Below are 22549 nucleotides of genomic sequence, written 5' to 3' on the forward strand. Positions count from 1 at the left end.
GAAACTTACGTTTCCGTATTGCCTAGATAAATAGCGGATAAATTGAATAAAAAAAAGCTCAAGAATCTGTTTTTTGAATCTATGAGCCTAGAATACTATTGTCTCAGATTAAGGAAGAATTTGTTTGTTTTTTACCTCAGTTCTTTGTTAGCAGCTGCTTTTTAATCAAACTCAATTTGTTCTTTATTCTGTTCAGCCCAGTCAGTAATCAAATCCTTAATTCTTGACTTGTCTTCTTTTTTTAATTCCGATTTGGTAGGTAAGCACCAATGAGTTTCAGCCTCAAACCATAATCTTATACCTCCAACTTCTAATTCCCATTCGAACTCTATTAGCTTGCCATTTTCTACATAATAGATATATCCATTTCTTCCTTTATTCGAGAAATGAATTCCGTTTTTTGTCAGTAGTTTTTCAATTCCGTCTTTTTTTCTTCGTTCCGTTTTCCATTCTCCATTTAGTTTTTCAGAAATATGTACTTGAAAATTATTCTCACTTATTTTATAGGTTGTCCAACCAAGAGGTAATTTATAATCCAAATCTTTTAAATTTTTTTTCGACTGCTTTTTACAATAAGAAGCTACTTTATCCATTTCCATCATATTGGCGGATTTAGCTAATTCAGTCCAAAATTCTTCTGAAAAATAATGTTCGGTTTCATCTGCTAATTCAACAAGGCTTTCCAAAGCAAGTCCAAATTCATTTTTCTCGTAAAATTCAATGCTGTTTTGAAATTGTCTTTGGTTTTTATAGAATTCTGGAATATAGTCAATCATTCGCTTTATTATCTTTTTAGGCGATGATTCTACTCGTTTTTTCTTTATGAAACTAAATATTCCCAATGTTCGTTTTAAGTTGCTGCTAACGTTTATGTATAAGGAAAGTTGCGTGTTTGTGTGCGAGGATTTTCCGAAGGAAAATCAGATGCCAGCAAACGAGCAACTAACTTTGGTTTAGCTAAAACTAGCAATTTTTTTTATACTGTGTTGTAACACGTTTTTTATTCATTCAGTGCAGTTAATATTTGTTCAGTAAATTCGTTGTCTTCTTTGTTCAAAAAAATCAATGTCGGTCCGTAATCATTATTTATGGCGAGTAGACCATAATCCGAATTAAATAAGATTGGTCCAGTTCCATCCGTAACAAGGTTTTCTAATACGTAAAATTCAAATCCTAAATCACTTAGTTTTTTATTCCGATACGATTCCTTATCCGCTTTTAAAAACTTTTCAAATCCGAATAGAAGAGAGTCAGATTGAATAATTTTTCTAATCAAAATAGTTTTTGATGTGTCTATTTGATTGACATATTTATAATTCAGAGAATTGTCCGTTTTATCGAAAGTCAAATTGAACTTTTCATTTTTCGATTTTGCACCAAAGAATATAGTTGCATTTATTTCAGATTTCCGTTTCGTGTTTTTTTCAGAACATCCGAGACAAAAAGTGAATATCAATATGTATGTTAATAGTTTTCTCAAAATGTGTTACAACGTTTATGTATAAGAATAGTTGCGTGTTTGTGTGCGAGGATTTTCCGAAGGAAAATCAGAAGCTAGCAAACGAGCAACTAACTTTGGTTTAGCTAAAATTAGCAATTTTTTTTATACGGTGTTGTAAGTAGTGCTTTTTTCATTATACTATTCTAAATAATTATTTTCTTTCAAGTATTTCAACAATTCACTCAGTATCTTAAAAGACTCAATACTTTTTTTATCTACTTCTGGATATGCTTCTTTCGTTTTCTTTACTTCAACTTCATTTCGTTTATCAGGTGTGTATGATGTGTTATTATCCGAATAAAGTATTCTTGATGCTTTTTCGTGAAATTCGTCTAAACTTAATCTCAACTCCTGTATGTAATTATTCAGCTTTTCGTCCGCTGTTTTATAATTTATTAAACGAGCTTTTTCGCAAAAGTCAAAGGTATTCTGCATTGCAGTTTTTTCATAGCCATACCAAGAGCTTTGTTCACTAATTTTATCTTGAAATGAAATTACGTCTAAAGTTTTGAGAAGATTTTTAATTATTTTTTTGTCACTTTCTTTAGGAATTGAGTTCAGTCTTTTATTCTCTTTTTTTAGTATTATGAATTCATAAATGGCAATGAAGTTGGTAATAATTAAAGTTCCAATAATTGTAAAATTCCAATTCTTTAACAGAATAGGTAAATCAAGTTTTGCTGTCGTTAAATTCATAATTATTGGAAGTAGTATTAATCCAATATACCATCTATCTAATACTTTTTTCATTTCTTCTTCTGTTCAATTTGGAATTCGGTTTTTGCATTACTTACAACGCCAAAGCTATGAGTAGTGCGTTTGAGAAATCCGACGGATTTCCGGAAACGCTCTGAGCTAAAGCTTTTGGTTTTGATTTGTTTTTTGTTTTGTCCAAAGCTAAATCCAACAGATTTAGCGACCTTATAAATATAGCCAAACCATTTTATAAAACCCCAAGCCACGCATTACTTATAGGTCATGTTAGCGGCATTAAGCAGCGCAAACCAAACCCCAAAGACATGTGAAACGGACAATACCCGTAGTTTTGCCGCTTTTTCCATCCACCGACAGACTTTGGCAGACATAGATATAGTTTAGAAGGCTTATTGAACTTAAACAAATAGTGACAATACATTAGTCCGACTACATAACGATTGCGCAGAGATTGCGTGCTGGCGGCAAAAGGAAATGCCCCGAAAGCTGCTCTTTTTTTAAGCCCGAGCCACAAGAATTTGACTTACTTAAAATACAAGAACCGTAGATTTTTTGCTTTTCAGATAAACGTTACTACTTACGAACCGAGAAGAAAATATAGGGTAAAAAGCAAAAAATGGGAAAGTCCCGAAGCTGCTTTATTTTTTTAAGAGCTTATTGCCGTTAACGTGTTTGTGTATGATTTCGTTGCGTATTTAAGCACTAAAGTTAGCAAATAAATCACAGATAGAAAGTCCGCGAGGACTTCCGTATGTAAGCTATAACTAGCAATGAATTATACACGGTGTTAGGTAGCGTATTTTATTCTTCTCCTATGAAGTTTTCATACTCATTGGTTGTCATAGTTGTCGATTGATATGGTGCTATTTCTTCAATGTCTTTTTCGTTATATTCTTCAAACATTTTATCTATTAAATCTACTTTTATTGCATTCGGTTTTTGATCTGCGAAATAATAGAGTTTCCTTTTGTCAGCAATAATAATTAGATTGCTTTTCTGTTTTTTAGAATAGTAATTAACGAATTGGGTTGATTGTTCAACAAGTTCAAATGTTCCGTTCTCTAATATGTCATTTTCAATTCCGCAACCGTGCTCTTTTAGATTAAAATCAATTTTTTTTGGAAATTCAAATGGATTTTTTACAGGAATATTAAATTTAATATCAGTAGAGTAGCAGTCAGGTGCTCCGCAATCAAACCCGTGAAGATTGAAAGGAAGTTTAAACTTAAATTTATCATCTTCTTGATTTACAAGTCCTCTAATATATAATTCTTGTAAAATACTCGATTTTAGATTATTGTTCGTTTTAGATTTTAAAAGTTGTTTTCGTAAAGAATCTTGAATTTCTTCAAAAGTCAATTCCAGATTAGTTAATTCGTTATTCTTTGTAATTTTTTTTTCAATTATGATTTCAGTCGGTTCATTAATTTTCTTCTTTTTTTCTTTAGAAGAACAAGAGATAATTAATAGACTAAAAATAAAAAATGTAAGTTTCATAGTTCTGTTTTCGATGGTTTTGTCATATGCTACCTAACGTGATTGTATAAGAATAGTTGCGGGTTTGTATACGAGGATTTTCCGAAGGAAAATCAGACGTTACAAACCCGCAACGACCTTTTGATTAAGCACTAAACCGCAATTATTTTTATGCGGTGTTGGCAACTGGCTTTTTTATTCCGTTAAATGACTAATATCAGAAGTCGCATAAAAATAGGCTAATCCAGTTCCATCTCCGCCCATTGATTCACTATCGGCTATCGTTATTTTTAATTTTGATAAAAAATAATTTCCTTTTTCTGTTTCCGAGTATTCAGTTCCAGTTTTTTTAAACTGTTTAATTAAGTCAGTAATTTCTGTTCCAAAATCAAGTCGGATATTGTCAATTAATATGTCAAAACCATAATGGACTTCTAAATCTCTTAATCGATTATCCTTGTCGTAATTCAGAAACAGCATATCTTTTTTCGAATACAGATTTTCATAAACATCTCTCTTTTGATGAATATTCATACTTTCATCTCCATCAAAAAATTCAGCGACGTCAATTATTTTGTCTTCTTCCTTATGTTTCATTCCTAATTTTTCTCTAACCGAATTTCGTTCGTTATTCCATTCAAATTTGAGAGAATTAAGTATAAAACCTTTATTTGGTAAATATTCTATGTCCATTTTTCAGCTTGTTGCCAACGCCAAAGCTATGAGTAGTGCGTTTGAGAAATCCGACGGATTTCCGGAAACGCTCTGAGCTAAAGCTTTTGGTTTTGATTTGTTTTTTGTTTTGTCCAAAGCTAAATCCAACAGATTTAGCGACCTTATAAATATAGCCAAACCATTTTATAAAACCCCAAGCCACGCATTACTTATAGGTCATGTTAGCGGCATTAAGCAGCGCAAACCAAACCCCAAAGACATGTGAAACGGACAATACCCGTAGTTTTGCCGCTTTTTCCATCCACCGACAGACTTTGGCAGACATAGATATAGTTTAGAAGGCTTATTGAACTTAAACAAATAGTGACAATACATTAGTCCGACTACATAACGATTGCGCAGAGATTGCGTGCTGGCGGCAAAAGGAAATGCCCCGAAAGCTGCTCTTTTTTTAAGCCCGAGCCACAAGAATTTGACTTACTTAAAATACAAGAACCGTAGATTTTTTGCTTTTCAGATAAACGTTACTACTTACGAACCGAGAAGAAAATATAGGGTAAAAAGCAAAAAATGGGAAAGTCCCGAAGCTGCTTTATTTTTTTAAGAGCTTATTGCCGTTAACGTCTCGGCTATGGCAAGTAGGGCGGTAAGGAAACTTTTCGTTTCCGTCTGCGCTCGTAGCCAGAGCTTTTTGTTTTGTAATTATTTTTTCTTTTTTAATTGCCAAATCCAAAAGATTTGGCGGACTTTGCAAACACGCCCAAGCCTTTAAATTTCGCACTTTTCGCCCTATTTGCTATAGCCATTGTTACCCAACGTTTTTTCCGTCCGAGTAAGCTTTTCCGTTTGAGTTTTAAGTCCATCTGCGCAACAGTTGCTTCTGAGTAAGAAGTCCATTTATTCCAAACGAGTAATTTTTTCGTCAAACCAAACATCTTCATAGCCCTTACTATCAATTTGAAATCTAAATCCGATATCAAGACCTAGATATTTTGATATTTCAGGTTGCATTTCAATTAAATGCTCAATACAAATCGGTTTAAAGAAATCATCAGAATCAGACCATTCTCCACTCCAAATATACCACCCATTCATTGTTCCGTGTTCAGGATGGCGTAATCCATTTATTGGTTCAAACTCTAAATCGGTTCCTATTCCAATAAATAGTTGGTCATCTAAAGGTTTAAATTCCGAATTATATTTTTTACAAATTGATTTTTGAGATTCGATATTATTTTTCAATTTTCAACTCTTTTTAGTGAATTCTTCAAAATCATTAAATCCGAATTCGGAAGTTTTGATTTGGAAAGCATCAGCTTGATTTTCAATTAAATCAATAATAGAATGATAACCAAATTCTATTCCACTATGAAAATCATCATTTTTATTTTCTGCTTTTAATTCGGCTTGCTGCTCCTTTATTATGTAGACCAAATCTCTTAAATAATGTTGAAATTTTTCTTGATTTTTCATTTTTTGCAAAATGTTGGGTAACGTGTTTGTATATGGTTTGTTGCGTGGTTAAGCACGTAATTTAGCAAATAAAAACCGAATAGAAAATCCGCGAGGATTTTCGTAAGTAGGCTAGAACTAGCAATAAATTATATACGGTGTTGTAAACAGTTATTATTCAACTCTTACTAATTCCGTATAATAATGTGAAGGTAAATTTCCACCATCACAAGGGTCATTTGGGTCGGCATCATAATATCCAATTCGTAGTACATTATTACTCAATTCAAAGAATGTCGGATTATTAGTTTCTCCTTCTGTTGTTACCGTCAAATTATTACCACTCAATGACCAAGTTCCAATTGCACTATAATATTGTTCGCAATTTCCATTTTCTAAATCATATTCGGTAATACTTAAAGTTCCATTTTCAGAAAATATTGTTCTTCCAGTTTGTTCACAAGAGTCAAAGTCATAAACATCTTCGTTTCCTGTTGAACAAACATCAACTTCTTTTATAGCTTTCCACGTTCCAACAATTGAGTTAGAATCAGAGTTTGAATCATCGTCGTTCGAGCAAGATGAGAAAATCATAAGTCCGATTAAAATTCCGCAAAATAATTTCATTTTTTTCATTCGTAATAATTGTTTTTAAAGTTCAAATTGGTTTTTTTAATTGTTTACAACGGTTTCGTATAAGAATAGTTGCGGGTTTGCATGCGAAGAATTTCCGAAGGAAATTCAGACGTAGCAAACACGCAACGACCTTTGATTAAGCACTAAACCGCAATTATTTTTATACATTGTTGTACACAGTTATTATTTGTAGTAGTCTTTTTTACCTAATCCAACTGTCCAAAAATACTTTGCTTTTTCTTTGTCAGCCAAAACCCATTCTTCATTTTCAGAATATTCTCCGTTTTCTTTTAATTCAGTTATCATTTCGTCAATATCCGATTCACAAGAATCTCTGTAAATTCCAATTGAAGATTCTAGAAAAGCGAAACAATAAGGTTCTTCGCTCAAATCTATTTCTCCATTATTGTTTTCAGTCAGTAATTCAATTAAGTCAGAACTGTTCGTTTTGAAAGGGTCAATTCCATAAAGTTCGATTTCCGTTTTTTCAGGAAAAGGTCCATAAATGAATTCAATAAATTCTATATTTTCAGAATTATCAAGGTCAATTCTTAATTCCAAATCGTCATAAAACATTTGCTTGTCATTTCCGCTTGATGGCTTACCTAAACTCTTGATTATTTCAATTTTAGAAGTCCCAAATTCCAACGTTGCTTTGGTTTCAAGTTCGATTCCTTTTAATGGATGTAAAATAATTTTCTTCATTTTCTCTGCGTCTCGCTAATTGTGTACAACGTTTATGTATAAGAATAGTTGCGGGTTTGTATGCGAGGATTTTCCGAAGGAAAATCAGACGTTACAAACACGCAACGACCTTTGATTAAGCACTAAACCGCAATTATTTTTATACGGTGTTGGCATTAGTTTTTTATGTCAGAATTGGGTCTAACATTGTAATTCCTTTTACTTGATTTAAAATATCTTCTCCAAATTTTTCTTTTAATTGATTATAATTACTTCCGTGAGGCATAATTATTATTGCTTCTCCGATGTCAAATTCAAAATCATTCTTAATCCTCCATTCTCTTTCGTGAGTCCAGTCGATTATTGAGTTTTGATTTGATAAGTCATAATTTACAATTCTCCACCATTCATTTTCGGGTAAAACACCTTTAGCTATATTTTTTTGTTCATACAAGACAGGTCGTCCACCTTTCCGAAATATATACTCTTTCTCAAATGTTAATCCAATTGGTCGGTACCTTAAGGAACCTCCTAATTCAGCTCTATTTACTTGCTCGTGAAATGTGTTTTGACAAACTCCATACAAAGGAATATCTTGAAAGCATACTGCTCGGTCATTTCCAATCACATAACCATTTTGATTACTTCCGATTATTTTTCTTTCGGTTAAAATTTTTCTTAAAACCTGAAACACACTTAATCCTCCATTTTCTTTTGTGAGATGTGTTATATATAATGAAATATCAGACCTATTTCTATGTCTTTTTTTCCAAATTTCTTTCGTGTACGCCATTTTCTTAAATTAATGCCAACGGTTTTGTGTATGGCGCGTTGCGGGAAATCCGCGAGGATTTTCCGCCGTAAACCGAAGATAGCAAATAGCAATGAATTCCGATAAGGAATTCAGCCGCAATGAGCTATACACGTTGTTGCCACACGTTTTTATTGTTTAATTAATATCTCTTCGAATTTTTCTTTACTTGGATTATTGCCTATGTCAATTAGTTTTTTTGATGCGATTGCATAAATTAATTTTGTTTCTTTTCTCGCCAATATAAAATCGTACATAAAAGCAATAATTTCAATACCAGAACTTTCTATTCTTTTGAGGAAAACTTGATTGTTTTGATTAATTATTTTGGTTTGCAGAAATGCATAATCCTTGCTCATTTGCTCATATTCCTCAATTGTCGGTTCAAAATAATCGTAATTAGGTTCTTTTAAGCTGACTATTGTATGAAGTCCCAAAAAATTTTCTTTAAAAATGCAGTTTGCAATTGTTGTTGAATCTTTAAAATTTAAGGCTTTTGTTAAAATAGCTTTAGTATTTTCAAATATCTTTTCTTTGCTTAAATGATTTGAATTAGGATAAATTTTTAAAATTTTATTTTCTAAAACTACTTTTCCAATCTTATTTAAAGCTGAAAGACCTAATAAGAGTGGGGCACCTTGTTCATAAACAATTTGTGCGGTTACATTTTTGATAATGTAACCTTCAATTTCAATTTCTTTTAAGTTAATTTTAGTCCCTTCCTTGACTTCTCCATTGGCAATTTGATACCTAACAGTTTCTTTTATGTCTGTTTTATCCAACAATCCGTTTTTAAGTAAAAATTTGGCTTCTGTAATTGAAATTGAAACATTTGTAGCTCCTGTATCGAAGATGAATTCTAAAGGAACACCATTTACTTTACAAGGAATTAGATAAACTCCGTAATCTTCATTAATGCTAAACTCTATCTGCGAAAATGACGACAAGCTTATTAGAAAAATAAAAAAGGTAAGAGTTTTTCTCATTTACTTCTTTTTTAAAATTCTGTAAAAACCATTTTTGTTCATATTTGAAGATAAGTCTTTGAGAGCTTTAACGTCAATTGAAAAATTATGTTTTATATATTTATAATCTTTAGTTTTTGTGATAAAGTTTAGATTTATGTTTTCATATTTTGCTTTATCGCTTATGGTTTCCATTAAGTCACTTTGTGAAATTTCCGATATTATTGTGAATGCAAATTCTTTTGATTTTTCAACAAGTATTTGAGGTTCATTTATCTCATTTATTTCTGTCATTGTGAGGTCTATATTGAACTCTAAATCGAGGTTTAAATCTTTGTTATCATTATATGCATTAAAAGTTTTTTCATTATCATCTAAATAGTAAGAATTTAAAGATTGTTTTACTACATTTTTATATACTGTCTGTGGTAAATCTTGAGAAAATAAATTTGTTGAAAATAAAACAGTTGAAAGTAGCAATATTCTCTTTAGATTTTTGAAGTGGGTTATTTCCATAGTTTTTGTTTAAATGTGTGGCTAACGTCTCCGTATATGAAACGTAGCGTGTAAATAAACACTTTCGTTTCGGATTAAATACAAGCCGAATTTTTAATTTTTATGTTTATTTTTTTTATAAATATAACCAAATTAAAAATTTGGCGGACTCAATTAATAAGCAAAAACCTTTGGGGAAGCCTATATTAGCTATGTTTTATATACATTGTTGTGCATAGTGCTTTTCACGTTCAGCTTGGTTTTCCGATGTTTGTTTTTTAGTTCGGAACTGAGCGTTGGCAAGACATACTCTTTTGCAATTTTGGGCTTGTGTGTCGGCTGTAGCGAATTGCAAATGTGTATGGCTTTGTGCGTTGGCTTAATTCAATATCTCAAGTATTTCTACATAATTATCTAAATTCCCAATCTTTACGGTTTCTCCCTTTACTTTGCCTAACAATGAAACTCCTAAAGGTGATTTTATATTAATTTTTTGTACTCCGTTCGTTTTTTGATTTACCGAAACTTGGCTGTCAATTAAGTGAACTTTTATATCTTTTCCGTTATTCAAATATTTAACTTTTACCTTACTATTAAGCTTTATCTCATCTTTAAAAAGTTCAGTTTGGTCATTTTTTGGTTTACTTATAGCTTTAATTGTTTCCTCCAATGCAGTTTCTGTAATTGGCGATTCTCTTACAATTTCATTCTTAGCAACTATAATGTTATCAGTAAATGCTTTTCCAGTATTTGATTTATCCTCAAAAATTGAAGGATTACTGTTCTCTATACTTTTTATGAAGTTCACAAGATTTTCAGTTTCCTTTTTTGGATTTCTCCACCAATTTGTGCTCCAAATACGATGAAACACAAAACCGTGTCCTTCTAATATCTTTTGTCGATGTCTATCGTGTAAATATGCTTCTCTGCTCGAATGATAAGCAGCTCCATCACATTCTATTGCAATTTTAGGAAGTCCAATATGCTTTGTGTCATAAACCATATCAATTCTAAAACCAGCAAATTGTAATTGTGGTATAATTTTATCTTCGCTGAAATGTTCTGCTAAAGCTTGATAAACTTCTTCTTCAAATGGCGATTCTAAATCTTCATTCAAAATATCGATTGTTTCCGATTTAATTGAATTTTCGGCAAGAGCATTTAAAACAGCTAAACGAGATTCATCATCTTGTTCACTCACAGCTTTACAGTATGCTAAATATGAAAAGAAAGCTGCTCTACGATTGTTTGAGCCTTCAATTCTCAAATGTTCTCGATAGTTTAAAAATACTTCCTCAGGAATTGACGAACACACATAAACCTTGTATTTTGCTCTTGTTACGATAACATTTAAAAGTTTATAGCCTTTCTTATGATTTATTGGTCCAAATCTTTGAGCAAATTTGCCATCTTTTGTGTAACCATAAGTTGTTGATAGAATTATAACGTCTCTTTCATCTCCTTGAATATTCTCTAAATTTTTGACAAACAATCCATTTTCTTCGAGTTCAAGTATTTTTTCGTTGAAGTCAGAATATCTATCGAATTTCCTACGTTCAATTATTTTACTCTTTATCAAATTACGTTGTGCAATATTAAAAGTAGCAATACCAACAGTAGGATATTTTCCATTTGGTAAACGACTTATATTTTTATCAATAATAGAAAGTATTGTTTCTGCTTCTGTGTCGTTTGTATGGTCTGAATACGTTCCGTTTGTTGGTATATACTTTATAGGTACATAATCAAATTCATTTGGAAGTGGTTTTAGCCTTTGATTGTAGAAAGCATAATTAGAAAAGTCAATTAAATACGGATGTCTTGACCTGTAATGAAAATCTAAATGTTTTTTCTCGAAACTAAGTTCTGATGCAAAATCAAGAAGTGATTCACAAGATAAAAGTATGTTATCTCTATCAACTCTTATTTCGTCTTCATCTTCAAAATCATCTTCATCCTCAATATCTCCATCAAATATTTTGCTGAAATAGTTTGAAGGTGGCATTTGGTGTTCATCGCCTGCTATAACGATTTGTTTACCTTTAAGAAGAGCAGGTAAATTATCCTCTAATTTTAACTGACTTGCTTCATCAAACATTACAATATCAAAATATTGGTTTTTGCCTTTAAAAAGATTACTGCAAACATCTGGTGTTGTCAAAATTATCGGAAACATTGTTGTGAATAAATCAATATCGAATTTCACAATTTGCCTTAGAGATAATCGCTTGTGTCTATTACTACTTCTTTTATTATAAAGGTTCTCAACTGAAAGATTTGAGTTCTGCTGGTCAAACTGACGAGTTGCATCTATTTGTTTAGAAAACCAATATTCTCTAATATATTTTATTTGTTCCCTTTCTATTTCTGAAAGTGATTTACCTAATTCTATGTGGTCATTATCATCAGTTGGTAAATCCATATCAGCAGAGTTGACCAACATTGAATTTAAATAATAAATCAAAAATGTTTTCTTCCAATCATCCTTGTTTTTCAGTTCATCAATAACGTTTTGATGTAATTTACTCAGCGAATTATAATATTGAAACCATTTGAATTCAATTGAAAATAAATCTTCTTCATTTTCGTAAAAGTTATCGTAGCTTTCAAAAAGGTTATTAAATTTCTCGTAAAATTCTTTTTCTGTTTTGAATGATATTTTTTTTCTTGTCCAATTATGTTGGTCAAATTTTGCTTTTAATGAACCAATTGCTTTTTGAGCATTTACTAAACTTTCAGTTCTATAAATTGGCTCAATATCATTTAATACATCAATGTTTTTAGTTTCTTCATTTAACTTTAAAATTAACTCGTCAGCCATTTTTGAAAAGCTGTCTTCAAGGTTTAATAATTCATTTTTTCTTAAATTTAAACTCGATGAAAAGTTAAGTGATTTTAAATCTTTTGCTTTATTTGAAAACTTTGATAAATCATTGAATTCATTCAAAATCTTTTTCTCAATATTAATGAGGTCATTTTGACTTTGCTTTAAAAATCCCTTATAAGTTGTTGAAATTTGTTTGCTATTAACATTTAATCCAATTTCGGTTATACAGCTTTGAGAGTTAATTTCTCCATCTAAAAATGTCTCTAATTTGAGTGATTTTAGTTCATTATCATTTATGTTTGAGAAACTTGATTTAGTGTCTTCCAGATATTCTAAAAAATTGTAAAAATCTCTTTTCTTTTCTGTTAGATTTGAATTAAACTGATAATTGTTAAGGTCATTACATTCAAAAAGAAGTGATTCAATTTTAGAAACTTTATTGGTAATGGTTTGACTTGCTTTTTTTAGCTCTTTTAAATTTTTTGAAAAAACCGATTTTAGCTTAAAAGAAAATGAATTTAGTTCTTCTTCGTTAAGTAAAGTTTGGTTATCACTAAACTCTTTGTATAAATTTTTTACTTCTGAAGTCTCTTTCTCGATGATTTTTATTTGATTATCAAAATCTTCTTTTCTTATTCTTAAATGATTTTTCTTAATGTTGGAAATTAATAAATCAATATCTGGATATGTTTTATTTATTTGACCTACCAATACACCATATTCCTCAATTTGGTCAGCAATTTCATTTTTTCTAATATCAAAATATGATTCGTGATATTTAGAAACCTTTTCTTGTATCTCTGCTAAATCACTTCTATATTTTTCAAAATCTGATTTAATCTCTTGTTCTATAGAAAAAGGATTATTACCCAAATATTTTTGAGAATTGAATATTGATAAAGCACGATGTGGTTTATAATCACTATATAGATTTTGGGCTTTTCGGATTATTTCAAGAAACTCATTTAATTCAGAAGATTCATAGGTAAACTCTTTGTTTTTTAAATCAAGATTATATGGTTCTGAAGTGTTTTTTAATTCAGATAACAACCAACCAACTGTATGTGTCCAATTCTTGTTACCTACTATTTTTTCACTTAGTTTTTTATGTTTTTTGTTTATTGAATCGATAAAACCTTTTGATTGCTCAATTATATTGTCAAGTGTTTCTTTTGAGTGATTGTATCTATATCTTTTATAAGAGGAATTATCTACTCTATCTCTTACAGAATCAACAGCAGCTCTTCTGTCTTTTACAATGTCTTTTAATAATACACATTGATAGTTAAGACCTTTTTCATTTAAAGAATTATGTAAAACTTCTAAAGCAGTTCTTTTTTCACAAACAACTATTGTTTTCTTTTTGTTTTCTAAAGCATTTACTAAAACAGCAGTTAAGGATTGGCTCTTCCCTGTTCCTGGCGGTCCTTGAATCAATATATTTCTTGAACTTTCTAAAGAATGTAGGATACTTTGTTGTGATGGGTCAGTTTCAACAGAAGAGATTGGTTGAAATGTATGTTCATCCATATCTGAAAGGTCAATGTCCGTACCTTCAAGGTCAAGCAAATTTCCGTAATCGTGAATTATATTTTGTTTTTGAACTTCAAATATTGAAAACAAACCTCCAAAGTCAATAAATGAGTTGTTAGAATTTAAAGGAAGTTTTTCGTAATGCTTTTTACTTGGGATTGGCTTTACTTCTTGAATTTTTTTCTCAAAAGTATCTCTTAAATCGTTTGGTGTTTTACTATTTATAGATGTTATAAGATTTACACAAATATCTAAAAGTTCATCTTTGTCTATAAGTCCATCATCGAGAAATTCTGACGAAATTTGTTCGATTTCTATTTTAGAATCACTCTGCAAGTGATTTATTAAAACCTCATTTATATAAATTGGGTCATCTTCTCCTCTTAGAATTTCCCAAGTATTAAATTCTTTAGTTCGTCTTATTCTTAATGACCAAATTAGAATTGGTGCGACTGTTAATTTATTATCTGATTGGTCTCGTCTTGCGAGAATCGGATATCCAAATCCAAATGTATTTATACCTTTCTCGGATTCAATTGCATCTGTTTGATTAATAAGGTTTTCAAATGATTTAGTGATTTTGACAAGTTGTGCTTGGTCTTCTTCAAATAATGAGTTCAAGTCAGGTACGTTGTCTTTCCAACTAATTTTGAATTTTAGCGGTTGGTCAGTCAATAAGGCGTTTATGAAATTTATCGGTAAATTTTCCTCAATGTGAGACAACCGAGTCAAATCAAATTTATATCGTGAGCGTGCAGGAATTGCATTTAAGTGAACTCCACGACGATTTCCTACTTTTAGTCGGTTTTGAAGTTCAAGCAGTAGTTTTTCGGTTATCTGCATAAATTTTGGTCAGTTATTTTGGCATATAAAATACGTACATTTTTTTAATTCGTATTCTGGTTTTCCTCATTCGTTGAGCGCGAAGGCAAAAAACAGCTCTTTTGGTTTTTTCAGCGTTGGCTTATGTGTCGGCAAAAAACCAAATGTGCTGCTTGTGCGGCTGGCTTTTTTATTTCAAATGTTGAATTTCAGCACGATTTTCGCATTATGCACAACGTTTATGTATATGGAAAGTTGCGTGCTTGTGTGCGAGGATTTTCCGAAGGAAAATCAGAAGCTAACAAGCAAAGCAACTAACATTGGTTAAGCACAAAACAGCAATTTTTTATATACGGTGTTGTGCTTTCGTGCTTTTATTTTTCGTTTAAAATTGAATGTATTTGTTCCCCAATAATTTTACATTTAATAGGATCCACATGTATTCCGAAAGCTTGACTCAAAACAGTATTTGTTATTTTATTTATCTGGTCAACTGTATTGGTCTCTTTTACATGCCATAGAATATCCGTCGCTTCAGTTTCATAGTTATTCAAGTCGGTTATCTGAACGGACAGTTTTCCTAGAGGATTCCATTCAGTTAATAAAACTTGTACTTTGTTTATATGTTCTTTATTCATTTTATGTTAGATACGAACTGTGATCGAGCTTTTCCGTCAATTTTTAAATTCCTATTGGAACAGTATATTTTTAATTTATCCAAATCTACTATAAAATTGTTTACAATAAAACCTTTGGAAATCAAACTGTGCTTTGTTTTTAAAAATGATTTGTGCCAATCATTCCAAGAGCCATGCATTGAATCTTTATCGTCAATCAATTTTAAGAATTTTTTCCAATCTTTTCTGCGATAATATGCCAAATTTACTTCCATAATAAATTTTTATCTCGTTTTTAGGCATGAAGCACAACAATTGTGTATGTGCACAATTGCACATATTTCTACTTTAATTACACTAATCTAGTAGATTTTTTATTGACTTAAAAGTATTTGTTGCAACATGAGTGTATATTTCTGTTGTTTTGCTGGAGCCATGACCTAATAATACCTGAATTTGTCTAAGGTCTACATTAGATTCTAATAAATGTGTCGCAAAACTATGACGAAGCGTATGTGGCGTTACCTTTTGTAGAATTCCTGCTTTATCGGCGGCTTGCTTAACTATTTGTATTACACTTGCTGCACTGTATTTGCTACCTTTACGACCTTCAAACAAAAACTCCTTAGGATTCCATTCTTTAAAATAAAGCCGTAAATCTTTTAGTACTGTTTCAGATAAGAGGGTTAACCGGTCCTTATTCCCTTTGCCACATTTTATGTAAATGAGCATACGCTTGCTGTCTATATCCTTAATCTTTAGGTTTAAAAGTTCGCTTCTACGTAAACCGGCACTGTATAATAAGGCTAAAATACATTTATGTTTTAGGTTTGTTGTACAATTGAGCATGGCAATAACCTCTTCTTTTGAGATTACGGTAGGTAGCTTATGTACCTTTCTTGGTCTTTCAAGGTCATAAAAACGATTGGGCATGCCAAGTACGGTCTCATAATAGAATTTAATAGCATTTATAGTTTGATTTAAATACGAGTTGGATACGTTTCTTCGTATTAACTTTTGCAGATATGACCTTACATCACTTTCGTTAAGCGTTGTAATATCTTTATTCTTGAAATGATTAATGAACATTTCAAAAAAGTTGACATATGTTTTTACGGTGCTATTTGCGTATTTTTTTAGTTCAAGTTTTAACAGGTATTCTTCAGGACAGACCCTATAGTCTTTAGGTGTCTTTCTTTCTCTGAACCACTGTACATCTACAATTTCGTTATTTGTATTGATGGGTCTGTTGCTTAAAAATTTATTATAGTTGATCCAGACAACTCCTTTAAATGTGTTGAATATAATACCTAGGTTTTTCTTTGTATTGTTAATATAAGCCATATGGTACTTACTGCTCCACCTAGGGTCGGGAAGCCCTTTAATCAGGTTCTGTATAAGCTTATCTTGGGTAAATTGTATGCCAATCATCTTTTGATCTTTTATCATTAGATGATGTAGTGTAATGGATTTTGGTGTGTTCATGATGTCAAGTGTAGTAATAAATAAAACAATTAGTCGAATATTATACGTATATTATTCGCATAATATTCGATTAATTAGTTTACATGAAAAAAACATGTCCAGAATGTAATAGTGAGGTTATTGGTAGAACAGATAAAATGTTCTGCTCTGTAAAATGTAAGTCTATACATCAATATGAAAAAAGTCAGAAAGAAAATACCTTCTATTTTTCCGTAGACAAACAGTTGAAAAAAAATAGAAAAATATTAAAGCGCTATAATAAGTCTGGATTTACCACTGTAAGACACACCATACTTTTAGAGGAAGGTTTTAATCCAAAATTTTTTACTCATTATTGGAAGAATCAAAAAAAAGATGTTTACCTGTTCTGTTATGATTTTGGATTTTTAAAAATTACTAAAAATGGTACAACTAAATATTTAATTGTACAGTGGCAAGATTATATGAACGCGTAGCTTTTGGTTTAAGGACAACGGAAAAGGGCAACCCTAAAGTTGCCCTTTTCTCTGTTTTGTACTTAAAATACATCTACTCAAAAGAAGTTTCACCTTCGTTAGGGTTATATATGTAATTAAAAGTGTAGTATGGTGTAGCATCTGTAAGTATATCTGGCTCCGCAGGGGCATCTTCATAGTAGCTAATTAGCTCTACTTTGGCGTAGTTGCCTGTTGTGGTTCTAAAAACGAAAACTTTGCCCGGTATAGGCGTAATTAAATGTGTTGGTGATCCTGCGTAGTTGTACCAGCCGTTATCACTACCGGTTGCAATGGCAAAGGCAGCATCTGCATCTTGTTTAAAGGTGAGCCCGTCTGCCGTGGTTACACTTGCCAAGGTTCCTGTTACTTCTGCTACACCAACATTTCCGTTTCTTTCCGGCTCATCTGCAGTACCTGTTTTTACACCCCCGTTAATGGCAATGGTACTACCCCTAAAGGCTATGTCCCAGTCAGTTTCGCTCGTTGTTATGGCGCCTGTTTCAAAATCGAACTTGGCAAACTCTCCACCTACGGGCTGTCCTTGACCTCCTGTTTGTGGTGCATATAGATTACTTATGGTTTCTGCCTGCACTGGATCTAATGGTGTACTGTCATCATCGTTGCTACAAGAGGCAAATGCCACTGCTAAAAATACTACTGTTAAAATGTTCTTTGTCATGGTTTTTGTAATTAAAACCTGCGCGTTGTCAGGTGGGTTAAAATTGATAATTAAGTTTTACGTATCCTTGAATTCCGGGCATTGTGGGGATATTGTTATCGGTATAGTCCAATAGGTTATTGGCACCTACCTGTAAAGTGAAATCAGAATAAAAGGTTTTGCTCACTGCCGCATTTACGGTAACGAAACCATCTATGAAACTGGTGTCAAAACTATCTATGAGTCCGTTACCATTGGTATCATATTGCGCATATTTACTTCTATAAAGTACACGCATATTTATATGGGTATTGGCAGACGGTATATCATAATACACCTTAAAGTTTGCGTTGTGGCGTGAACGGTTTACCAAACCGAAATAGGCTGATTGTGCTAGTGCTACGGACTGCCCATTTTCAGCATCGCGTACAAATACTTGGTTGTCCTTTACATCTTGTTTGTTCTGTTTGTCAAAAGCAAATAACAATTGGTATCCGGCACTAATGTTCAGGTGATCTGTAAGCTTGTAGTCTGAATTTATTTCAAAACCAGTGGTATATATCTCATCAAAATTCATGTAACTGAATACGTTTTGCCCATTGGTCTTGCTCGCAATAATACGTGTATCGATCAGGTTCTTAAAATCGTTTCTAAAGAAATTGACATCCGTAGTACCTCTGCCATGTTTTAAGTTGAAACCTAGGTTGTAGCCAACAGAGCTTTCCGCTTCCAATGGTTTACTTAGGTCATCTTCAGAAACTACAACATTCAATATCTGCCTTTGTTCTTCTAATTCTTGCAACTTGTCTAAGGCCACATTGTAGCCAAGTACGGTATAGCCAACGGCAGAGTTGGTAAAGTCAAAATACAACTGCCTAAAATCTGGTGCTTTAAAGCCGTATCCTACCGATCCTTTTATAGCTAGGTTCTCGTTTAACTGGTAGCGTAATGCCAATTTAGGGCTGAATTGATTGTTGTATTCAGAGTGATTGTCAAAGCGGGCACCTGCAATAACATTCAGTTTTTCAAGAGGGTTAAAATCATACTGCGCATAAACATATTGAGAGGTGAAATTTATGGTTTCATCAAAATAGGTCCTGTCCAATTCATCTACCTGTAAGCCGGCACCGGCAGTTAAGGTTCCGTTTTGTAACCCTATGTTCTCGTTATTGTTTTGTGCAAATGTATAGCTGCCTCGTATCTCTGGCCTAAATAGCTTTTGGTCAAAATCGCTATCGCTTAAAACATCGGTAGAAATGGGGTCTGCCAATAATTCCTTTGCCAGGTAATTGGTATAATACAGTTCATAGGACATGGTAAGATTTGGGGTCCATTTATGGTCTAATCTGGTATGTGCGTTCCATTCACGTTCCTTGGTGTCTCCTTCATACTGAATATCGTTTAGGGTAAAACCGGCATCTTGATTCTGATCATAAAACCGTCCGGATGTAAAAAGGCTTAGTTTGTCATTAAAATCATAGTATACCCTACCATTTAAAGTGTAGTTGGTGAACGGATTTACAGTTTGCCCTTCCACATCTTCATTAAGGTCATATCCGTTGGATGAAAATCGGTTTACGAAAAATCCGTAGCGAAACTTTTTAAACCCTTGTTTTAAATCTAGATTAATGTCCTGCTGTGTATAGCTTCCTATACGGTAAGATGCATTACCGATCAATTCTTTGGTCGTTGGTTTTTCTGTGATGATGTTTATAACACCACCTAAGGCTTCAGATCCATATAAACTGCTTGCAGGACCCTTTACTACTTCAATTTGTTTAATGTTTCCTACGGTAAGTCTGCTTAAATCAAAATTTCCGGCACTTCTACCTACTAACGGAACCCCATCAATTAAAATAAGGATATAGTCTGATGCTATACCTTGTATCTGTACGCCTTGAAATCCGCTTTCATCCGTTACTGTTATAATACCTGTTTGCTCGTTCAGTATTTCATTTAAACGAACGGTGCCAGAGGTTATGATCTGTTTCCTGTCTACCAATGTAACGGGTAGCGGTAGAGATGACAACTGGCGCTCTGTTCTGGTTGCGGTAACAATTACCTCATCTAATTGTTGAGACAAAATTGTGTCCTTAGTGTTTTTTACCTGACCTTGTGCATAAAGTAATTGGCCGGTAATAAGAAGTAGTATAGGAGCAGATTTCAATCTCATTATATTTATTTAGACTAATTATGAATAAGAAAACAAATATATAAACAATTCTTATTTAGAATAAATAAAAATAGTTATTTTTGTCGTCGAACTATAAAAATCCATATACCTGTAAAATGAAGACAGTAATACCTACCATAATGGCACTGCTGATATCTATAAGTGCTACCTCACAGAGAGCCAAAAAGAAAAATGACCAAGAAGCTATTAAAAGCATGTGCGGTTGTTTTGAAGTAACATTTAATTTCACGGAGACTTTTAATTTTAGTACAGACTCATTATATAAACCATCTAAAACTAAAGTAGATAAAGGTTTGGAGTGGGCAACGTTAATAACTGATGAGAACAATAAAATCTCTATTCAACATTTATTGCAAGTAGGTAACCCTGCAGAGCCACATATTGTAAAGCACTGGAGACAAGATTGGTTGTATGAGAATACGGATCTATACGCTTACAATGCAGATAATACATGGACATTTTCAAAATTACCTGCCAATCAGGTAAAAGGACAGTGGACGCAAAAAGTATATCAAGTAGATGATAGTCCACGGTACGAGGGGTCTTCTACGTGGGTACATGTAGATGGTAAGAGTTTCTGGGAAAACACTGCAGATGCACCGTTACCTAGAAGGGAATATACTACAAGAAGTGATTATAATTTAACCGTTCGTGGTAACCGTCATGAGGTAACGGATTATGGATGGTTACATGATCAGGATAATACCAAGATAATTCGTGAAAAGGGTAAAGAAGATAGTATCATTGCAAAAGAAAAAGGCTATAATACTTATGTAAAGGTAGATGATAGCAGGTGTGCCGCAGCAGCTGCATGGTGGAAAACCCATACCGATAAATGGGCTTTAATACGTACTAAGTGGGATGATGTTTATGGTAGAGACCAAGACCTTTCTTTGGAAGAAAAGGTAAATAATAAAGTATTGTATAAATATCTTTTTGATGATGCATATGATCAAGAAGAGGAAATTGAAGAAGTAATTGAATCATTTGTTAAAAAATAAGAATATGAAAACCGTAAAACAAATAGCCTTAACCGCTTTATTGTTTGTAAGCTTTACTGGTATTGCACAACAGAAGAATGAACTTTTAGACCGTAATTTCTGGAAAACTAACCCAGATGTTGCCACCGTTAAGCAGAAAATTGCTAAGGGTAATAGTCCCACGGAAACTTCTGATAATGGCTTTGATGCTACTACATTGGCTATCACCAGTAAGTCTAATATAGAAGTTACCAAATACTTATTGTCGTTAGAGGGTAATCCTGTACATAAGAAAACTCATGACAGCCGTATTTATTTGCATTGGGCAAGTTATGCCGGTAACGTTGAGTTGGTTCAGTTTTTATTGGATAAAGGTTCATCGGTTACGGCATTGGATAGTCACCGTTACACGCCACTTGCATTTGGAGCAAATGCGGGGCTTACAGATCCAGCAGTTTATAATGCTTTTGAGGCCAAAGGCGTGAATTTGGTTGAAGAGAAAAATGAACATGGTGCCAACCTTTTGTTATTGGCCGCACCTTCTCTAAAGAATAAAGCAGATTTAAAATTTTTCTTGGATAAAGGTTTGGCTTTAGATAGTAAAGATGAAGACGGTAACGGAATTTTTAATTATGCTTCTAAAAAAGGTAATATAGATTTTCTAAAATTGTTGGTTAAAAAAGGGGTTGATTATAAGTCGTTGAACAATAACGGAGGTAATGCTTTTATGTTCGCGGCGCAAGGCGGTCGCGGATTCAGCAATGGCCTACCGGTCTATATTTACTTAAAAGGTCTAGGTTTGGAACCTAATGTTGTTGAGAAAAATGGTAGTACGCCATTGCACCGTTTGGCTTTTGGTAACAAAGATGTTGCTATTTTTAACTTGTTCTTAAAAGCAGGTGCAGATGTAAACCAGGCAGATGAAAAAGGGAATACACCGTTCTTAAATGCTGCAGCTAGAAATGAATTGAAAATAGTACAGCTATTGGCTAAGGATGTGAAAGATGTTAATAACGCAAATAAAGATGGGGAAACGGCTTTAATGCGTGCCGCTCATGGTAATAAAGCAGCTGTTGTTGATTTTTTAATTAAAAAAGGTGCTGATATCAACGCTGAAGATGTTGACGGGAATACTGCCGCTTTCTTCTTGGCAGATGCTTATAGTAGTAGAAATGCAGCTGATTTTGATGCTAAGTTGGCTTTGTTAAAGTCTAAAGGTTTAAAATTGAATGCCGTTCAAGGGGAAGGTAATACCTTGTACCATGTTGCTGCTAAAAAGAACGATCTTCAATTATTGCAAAAAATAGCAGACTTTAATATTGATGTAAACGCTAAAAATGATGAGGGTATGACTGCTTTACACGTAGCGGCCATGAAAGCGGAAAATGATAAACTACTTAAATTCTTAATAGCTAAAGGTGCCGATACCAATAGCACAACAGATTTTGAAGAAACAGTATATGATTTGGCTAGTGAAAATGAAAAGTTACAGCAAGAGAATACATCACTGAATTTTTTAAAAAAATAAAAGATCAAACCAAGTATAGA

22 protein-coding genes are annotated in these 22549 nt (G+C 32.6%); 3 read left to right on the forward strand and 19 right to left on the reverse strand.

Translation table 11 applies throughout. The features are described 5' to 3' along the window. Positions 1–161 precede the first annotated feature (161 nt). The 17 genes from BW936_RS16990 to xerA all read right to left on the reverse strand — a co-directional run bounded on the left by BW936_RS16990 (position 162) and on the right by xerA (position 16693). Positions 162–776: a hypothetical protein gene (locus tag BW936_RS16990; RefSeq protein ID WP_076550594.1), complete on the reverse strand. Its 615-nt coding sequence runs from the start codon at positions 774–776 to the stop codon at positions 162–164. Positions 777–1000: 224 nt separating this feature from the next. Next, positions 1001–1480 carry a hypothetical protein gene (locus BW936_RS16995; RefSeq protein WP_143744211.1) on the reverse strand — a complete coding sequence of 160 codons (480 nt, stop codon included), beginning with the start codon at positions 1478–1480 and terminating at the stop codon, positions 1001–1003. A 159-nt stretch (positions 1481–1639) separates the two neighbouring features. Then, positions 1640–2251, reverse strand: a complete 612-nt coding sequence (locus BW936_RS17000) for a hypothetical protein (RefSeq protein ID WP_076550599.1) — start codon at positions 2249–2251, stop codon at positions 1640–1642. A 765-nt stretch (positions 2252–3016) separates the two neighbouring features. Then, positions 3017–3712 (reverse strand): hypothetical protein, encoded by a 696-nt coding sequence (locus tag BW936_RS17010; RefSeq protein WP_076550603.1) that lies wholly within the window; start codon positions 3710–3712, stop codon positions 3017–3019. Between the two features lie 174 nt (positions 3713–3886). Continuing rightward, positions 3887–4384: a hypothetical protein gene (locus tag BW936_RS17015; protein WP_076550605.1), complete on the reverse strand. Its 498-nt coding sequence runs from the start codon at positions 4382–4384 to the stop codon at positions 3887–3889. A 574-nt stretch (positions 4385–4958) separates the two neighbouring features. Then, positions 4959–5147 carry a hypothetical protein gene (locus tag BW936_RS19520; protein ID WP_143744212.1) on the reverse strand — a complete coding sequence of 63 codons (189 nt, stop codon included), beginning with the start codon at positions 5145–5147 and terminating at the stop codon, positions 4959–4961. Between the two features lie 116 nt (positions 5148–5263). After that, complete coding sequence (locus tag BW936_RS17030; RefSeq protein WP_076550611.1) at positions 5264–5608, reverse strand: immunity protein Imm33 domain-containing protein; 345 nt, start codon at positions 5606–5608, stop codon at positions 5264–5266. A 3-nt stretch (positions 5609–5611) separates the two neighbouring features. Then, the gene (locus tag BW936_RS17035; RefSeq protein WP_076550614.1) at positions 5612–5839 is read right to left on the reverse strand and encodes a hypothetical protein; all 228 of its coding nucleotides are present in this window, start codon (positions 5837–5839) and stop codon (positions 5612–5614) included. A 153-nt stretch (positions 5840–5992) separates the two neighbouring features. Continuing rightward, complete coding sequence (locus BW936_RS17040; RefSeq protein WP_076550616.1) at positions 5993–6454, reverse strand: lipocalin-like domain-containing protein; 462 nt, start codon at positions 6452–6454, stop codon at positions 5993–5995. 183 nt (positions 6455–6637) lie between these two features. Next, complete coding sequence (locus tag BW936_RS17045; RefSeq protein WP_076550619.1) at positions 6638–7159, reverse strand: hypothetical protein; 522 nt, start codon at positions 7157–7159, stop codon at positions 6638–6640. 163 nt (positions 7160–7322) lie between these two features. Then, a complete protein-coding gene (locus BW936_RS17050; protein WP_076550620.1) occupies positions 7323–7931 on the reverse strand; it encodes a DUF2971 domain-containing protein in 609 nt (202 codons plus the stop codon). A gap of 149 nt (positions 7932–8080) precedes the next feature. Continuing rightward, a complete protein-coding gene (locus tag BW936_RS17055; protein WP_076550622.1) occupies positions 8081–8935 on the reverse strand; it encodes a retropepsin-like aspartic protease family protein in 855 nt (284 codons plus the stop codon). After that, on the reverse strand, positions 8936–9430 hold the full coding sequence (locus BW936_RS17060) for a hypothetical protein (RefSeq protein ID WP_076550623.1): 495 nt from the start codon (positions 9428–9430) through the stop codon (positions 8936–8938). It lies immediately after the preceding gene. A gap of 358 nt (positions 9431–9788) precedes the next feature. Further along, entirely contained in the window at positions 9789–14612 is a 4824-nt protein-coding gene (locus tag BW936_RS17065) for an AAA domain-containing protein (RefSeq protein WP_076550625.1), read from the reverse strand. 353 nt (positions 14613–14965) lie between these two features. Beyond that, on the reverse strand, positions 14966–15229 hold the full coding sequence (locus BW936_RS17070) for a DUF1871 family protein (protein ID WP_076550627.1): 264 nt from the start codon (positions 15227–15229) through the stop codon (positions 14966–14968). Continuing rightward, entirely contained in the window at positions 15226–15483 is a 258-nt protein-coding gene (locus BW936_RS17075) for a hypothetical protein (RefSeq protein ID WP_076550628.1), read from the reverse strand. Before BW936_RS17075 ends, BW936_RS17070 begins: the two co-directional genes overlap by 4 nt. 82 nt (positions 15484–15565) lie before the next feature. Beyond that, a complete protein-coding gene (xerA, locus tag BW936_RS17080) occupies positions 15566–16693 on the reverse strand; it encodes a site-specific tyrosine recombinase/integron integrase (protein ID WP_244156255.1) in 1128 nt (375 codons plus the stop codon). 83 nt (positions 16694–16776) lie between these two features. Here xerA and BW936_RS17085 point away from each other — a divergent pair, with 83 nt between their 5' ends. Then, positions 16777–17148, forward strand: coding sequence for a hypothetical protein (locus BW936_RS17085; RefSeq protein ID WP_076550630.1), 372 nt, complete (start codon positions 16777–16779; stop codon positions 17146–17148). A 73-nt stretch (positions 17149–17221) separates the two neighbouring features. Here BW936_RS17085 and BW936_RS17090 read toward each other — a convergent pair whose 3' ends face one another. Next, positions 17222–17848, reverse strand: coding sequence for an HmuY family protein (locus BW936_RS17090; protein ID WP_076550632.1), 627 nt, complete (start codon positions 17846–17848; stop codon positions 17222–17224). 37 nt (positions 17849–17885) lie between these two features. Beyond that, entirely contained in the window at positions 17886–20000 is a 2115-nt protein-coding gene (locus BW936_RS17095) for a TonB-dependent receptor plug domain-containing protein (RefSeq protein ID WP_076550634.1), read from the reverse strand. 116 nt (positions 20001–20116) lie between these two features. Between BW936_RS17095 and BW936_RS17100 the strand changes: the two genes are divergently transcribed. Beyond that, positions 20117–21022: a DUF6607 family protein gene (locus tag BW936_RS17100; protein WP_076550636.1), complete on the forward strand. Its 906-nt coding sequence runs from the start codon at positions 20117–20119 to the stop codon at positions 21020–21022. 4 nt (positions 21023–21026) lie between these two features. Next, a complete protein-coding gene (locus BW936_RS17105; RefSeq protein WP_076550805.1) occupies positions 21027–22529 on the forward strand; it encodes an ankyrin repeat domain-containing protein in 1503 nt (500 codons plus the stop codon). Positions 22530–22549: the final 20 nt, after the last annotated feature.

It is taken from the genome of Maribacter ulvicola (assembly GCF_900155985.1).
GTDB lineage: Bacteria > Bacteroidota > Bacteroidia > Flavobacteriales > Flavobacteriaceae > Maribacter > Maribacter ulvicola.

Excerpts from the sequence above, each read along its gene's own strand:
- BW936_RS16990 (WP_076550594.1), bottom strand. The coding sequence starts at position 776 with ATGATTGACTATATTCCAGAATTCTATAAAAACCAAAGACAATTTCAA.
- BW936_RS17000 (WP_076550599.1), bottom strand. The coding sequence starts at position 2,251 with ATGAAAAAAGTATTAGATAGATGGTATATTGGATTAATACTACTTCCA.
- BW936_RS17010 (WP_076550603.1), bottom strand. The coding sequence starts at position 3,712 with ATGAAACTTACATTTTTTATTTTTAGTCTATTAATTATCTCTTGTTCT.
- BW936_RS17015 (WP_076550605.1), bottom strand. The coding sequence starts at position 4,384 with ATGGACATAGAATATTTACCAAATAAAGGTTTTATACTTAATTCTCTC.
- BW936_RS17035 (WP_076550614.1), bottom strand. The coding sequence starts at position 5,839 with ATGAAAAATCAAGAAAAATTTCAACATTATTTAAGAGATTTGGTCTAC.
- BW936_RS17040 (WP_076550616.1), bottom strand. The coding sequence starts at position 6,454 with ATGAAAAAAATGAAATTATTTTGCGGAATTTTAATCGGACTTATGATT.
- BW936_RS17045 (WP_076550619.1), bottom strand. The coding sequence starts at position 7,159 with ATGAAGAAAATTATTTTACATCCATTAAAAGGAATCGAACTTGAAACC.
- BW936_RS17050 (WP_076550620.1), bottom strand. The coding sequence starts at position 7,931 with ATGGCGTACACGAAAGAAATTTGGAAAAAAAGACATAGAAATAGGTCT.
- BW936_RS17055 (WP_076550622.1), bottom strand. The coding sequence starts at position 8,935 with ATGAGAAAAACTCTTACCTTTTTTATTTTTCTAATAAGCTTGTCGTCA.
- BW936_RS17060 (WP_076550623.1), bottom strand. The coding sequence starts at position 9,430 with ATGGAAATAACCCACTTCAAAAATCTAAAGAGAATATTGCTACTTTCA.
- BW936_RS17065 (WP_076550625.1), bottom strand. The coding sequence starts at position 14,612 with ATGCAGATAACCGAAAAACTACTGCTTGAACTTCAAAACCGACTAAAA.
- BW936_RS17070 (WP_076550627.1), bottom strand. The coding sequence starts at position 15,229 with ATGAATAAAGAACATATAAACAAAGTACAAGTTTTATTAACTGAATGG.
- BW936_RS17075 (WP_076550628.1), bottom strand. The coding sequence starts at position 15,483 with ATGGAAGTAAATTTGGCATATTATCGCAGAAAAGATTGGAAAAAATTC.
- xerA (WP_244156255.1), bottom strand. The coding sequence starts at position 16,693 with ATGAACACACCAAAATCCATTACACTACATCATCTAATGATAAAAGAT.
- BW936_RS17085 (WP_076550630.1), top strand. The coding sequence starts at position 16,777 with ATGAAAAAAACATGTCCAGAATGTAATAGTGAGGTTATTGGTAGAACA.
- BW936_RS17090 (WP_076550632.1), bottom strand. The coding sequence starts at position 17,848 with ATGACAAAGAACATTTTAACAGTAGTATTTTTAGCAGTGGCATTTGCC.
- BW936_RS17095 (WP_076550634.1), bottom strand. The coding sequence starts at position 20,000 with ATGAGATTGAAATCTGCTCCTATACTACTTCTTATTACCGGCCAATTA.
- BW936_RS17100 (WP_076550636.1), top strand. The coding sequence starts at position 20,117 with ATGAAGACAGTAATACCTACCATAATGGCACTGCTGATATCTATAAGT.
- BW936_RS17105 (WP_076550805.1), top strand. The coding sequence starts at position 21,027 with ATGAAAACCGTAAAACAAATAGCCTTAACCGCTTTATTGTTTGTAAGC.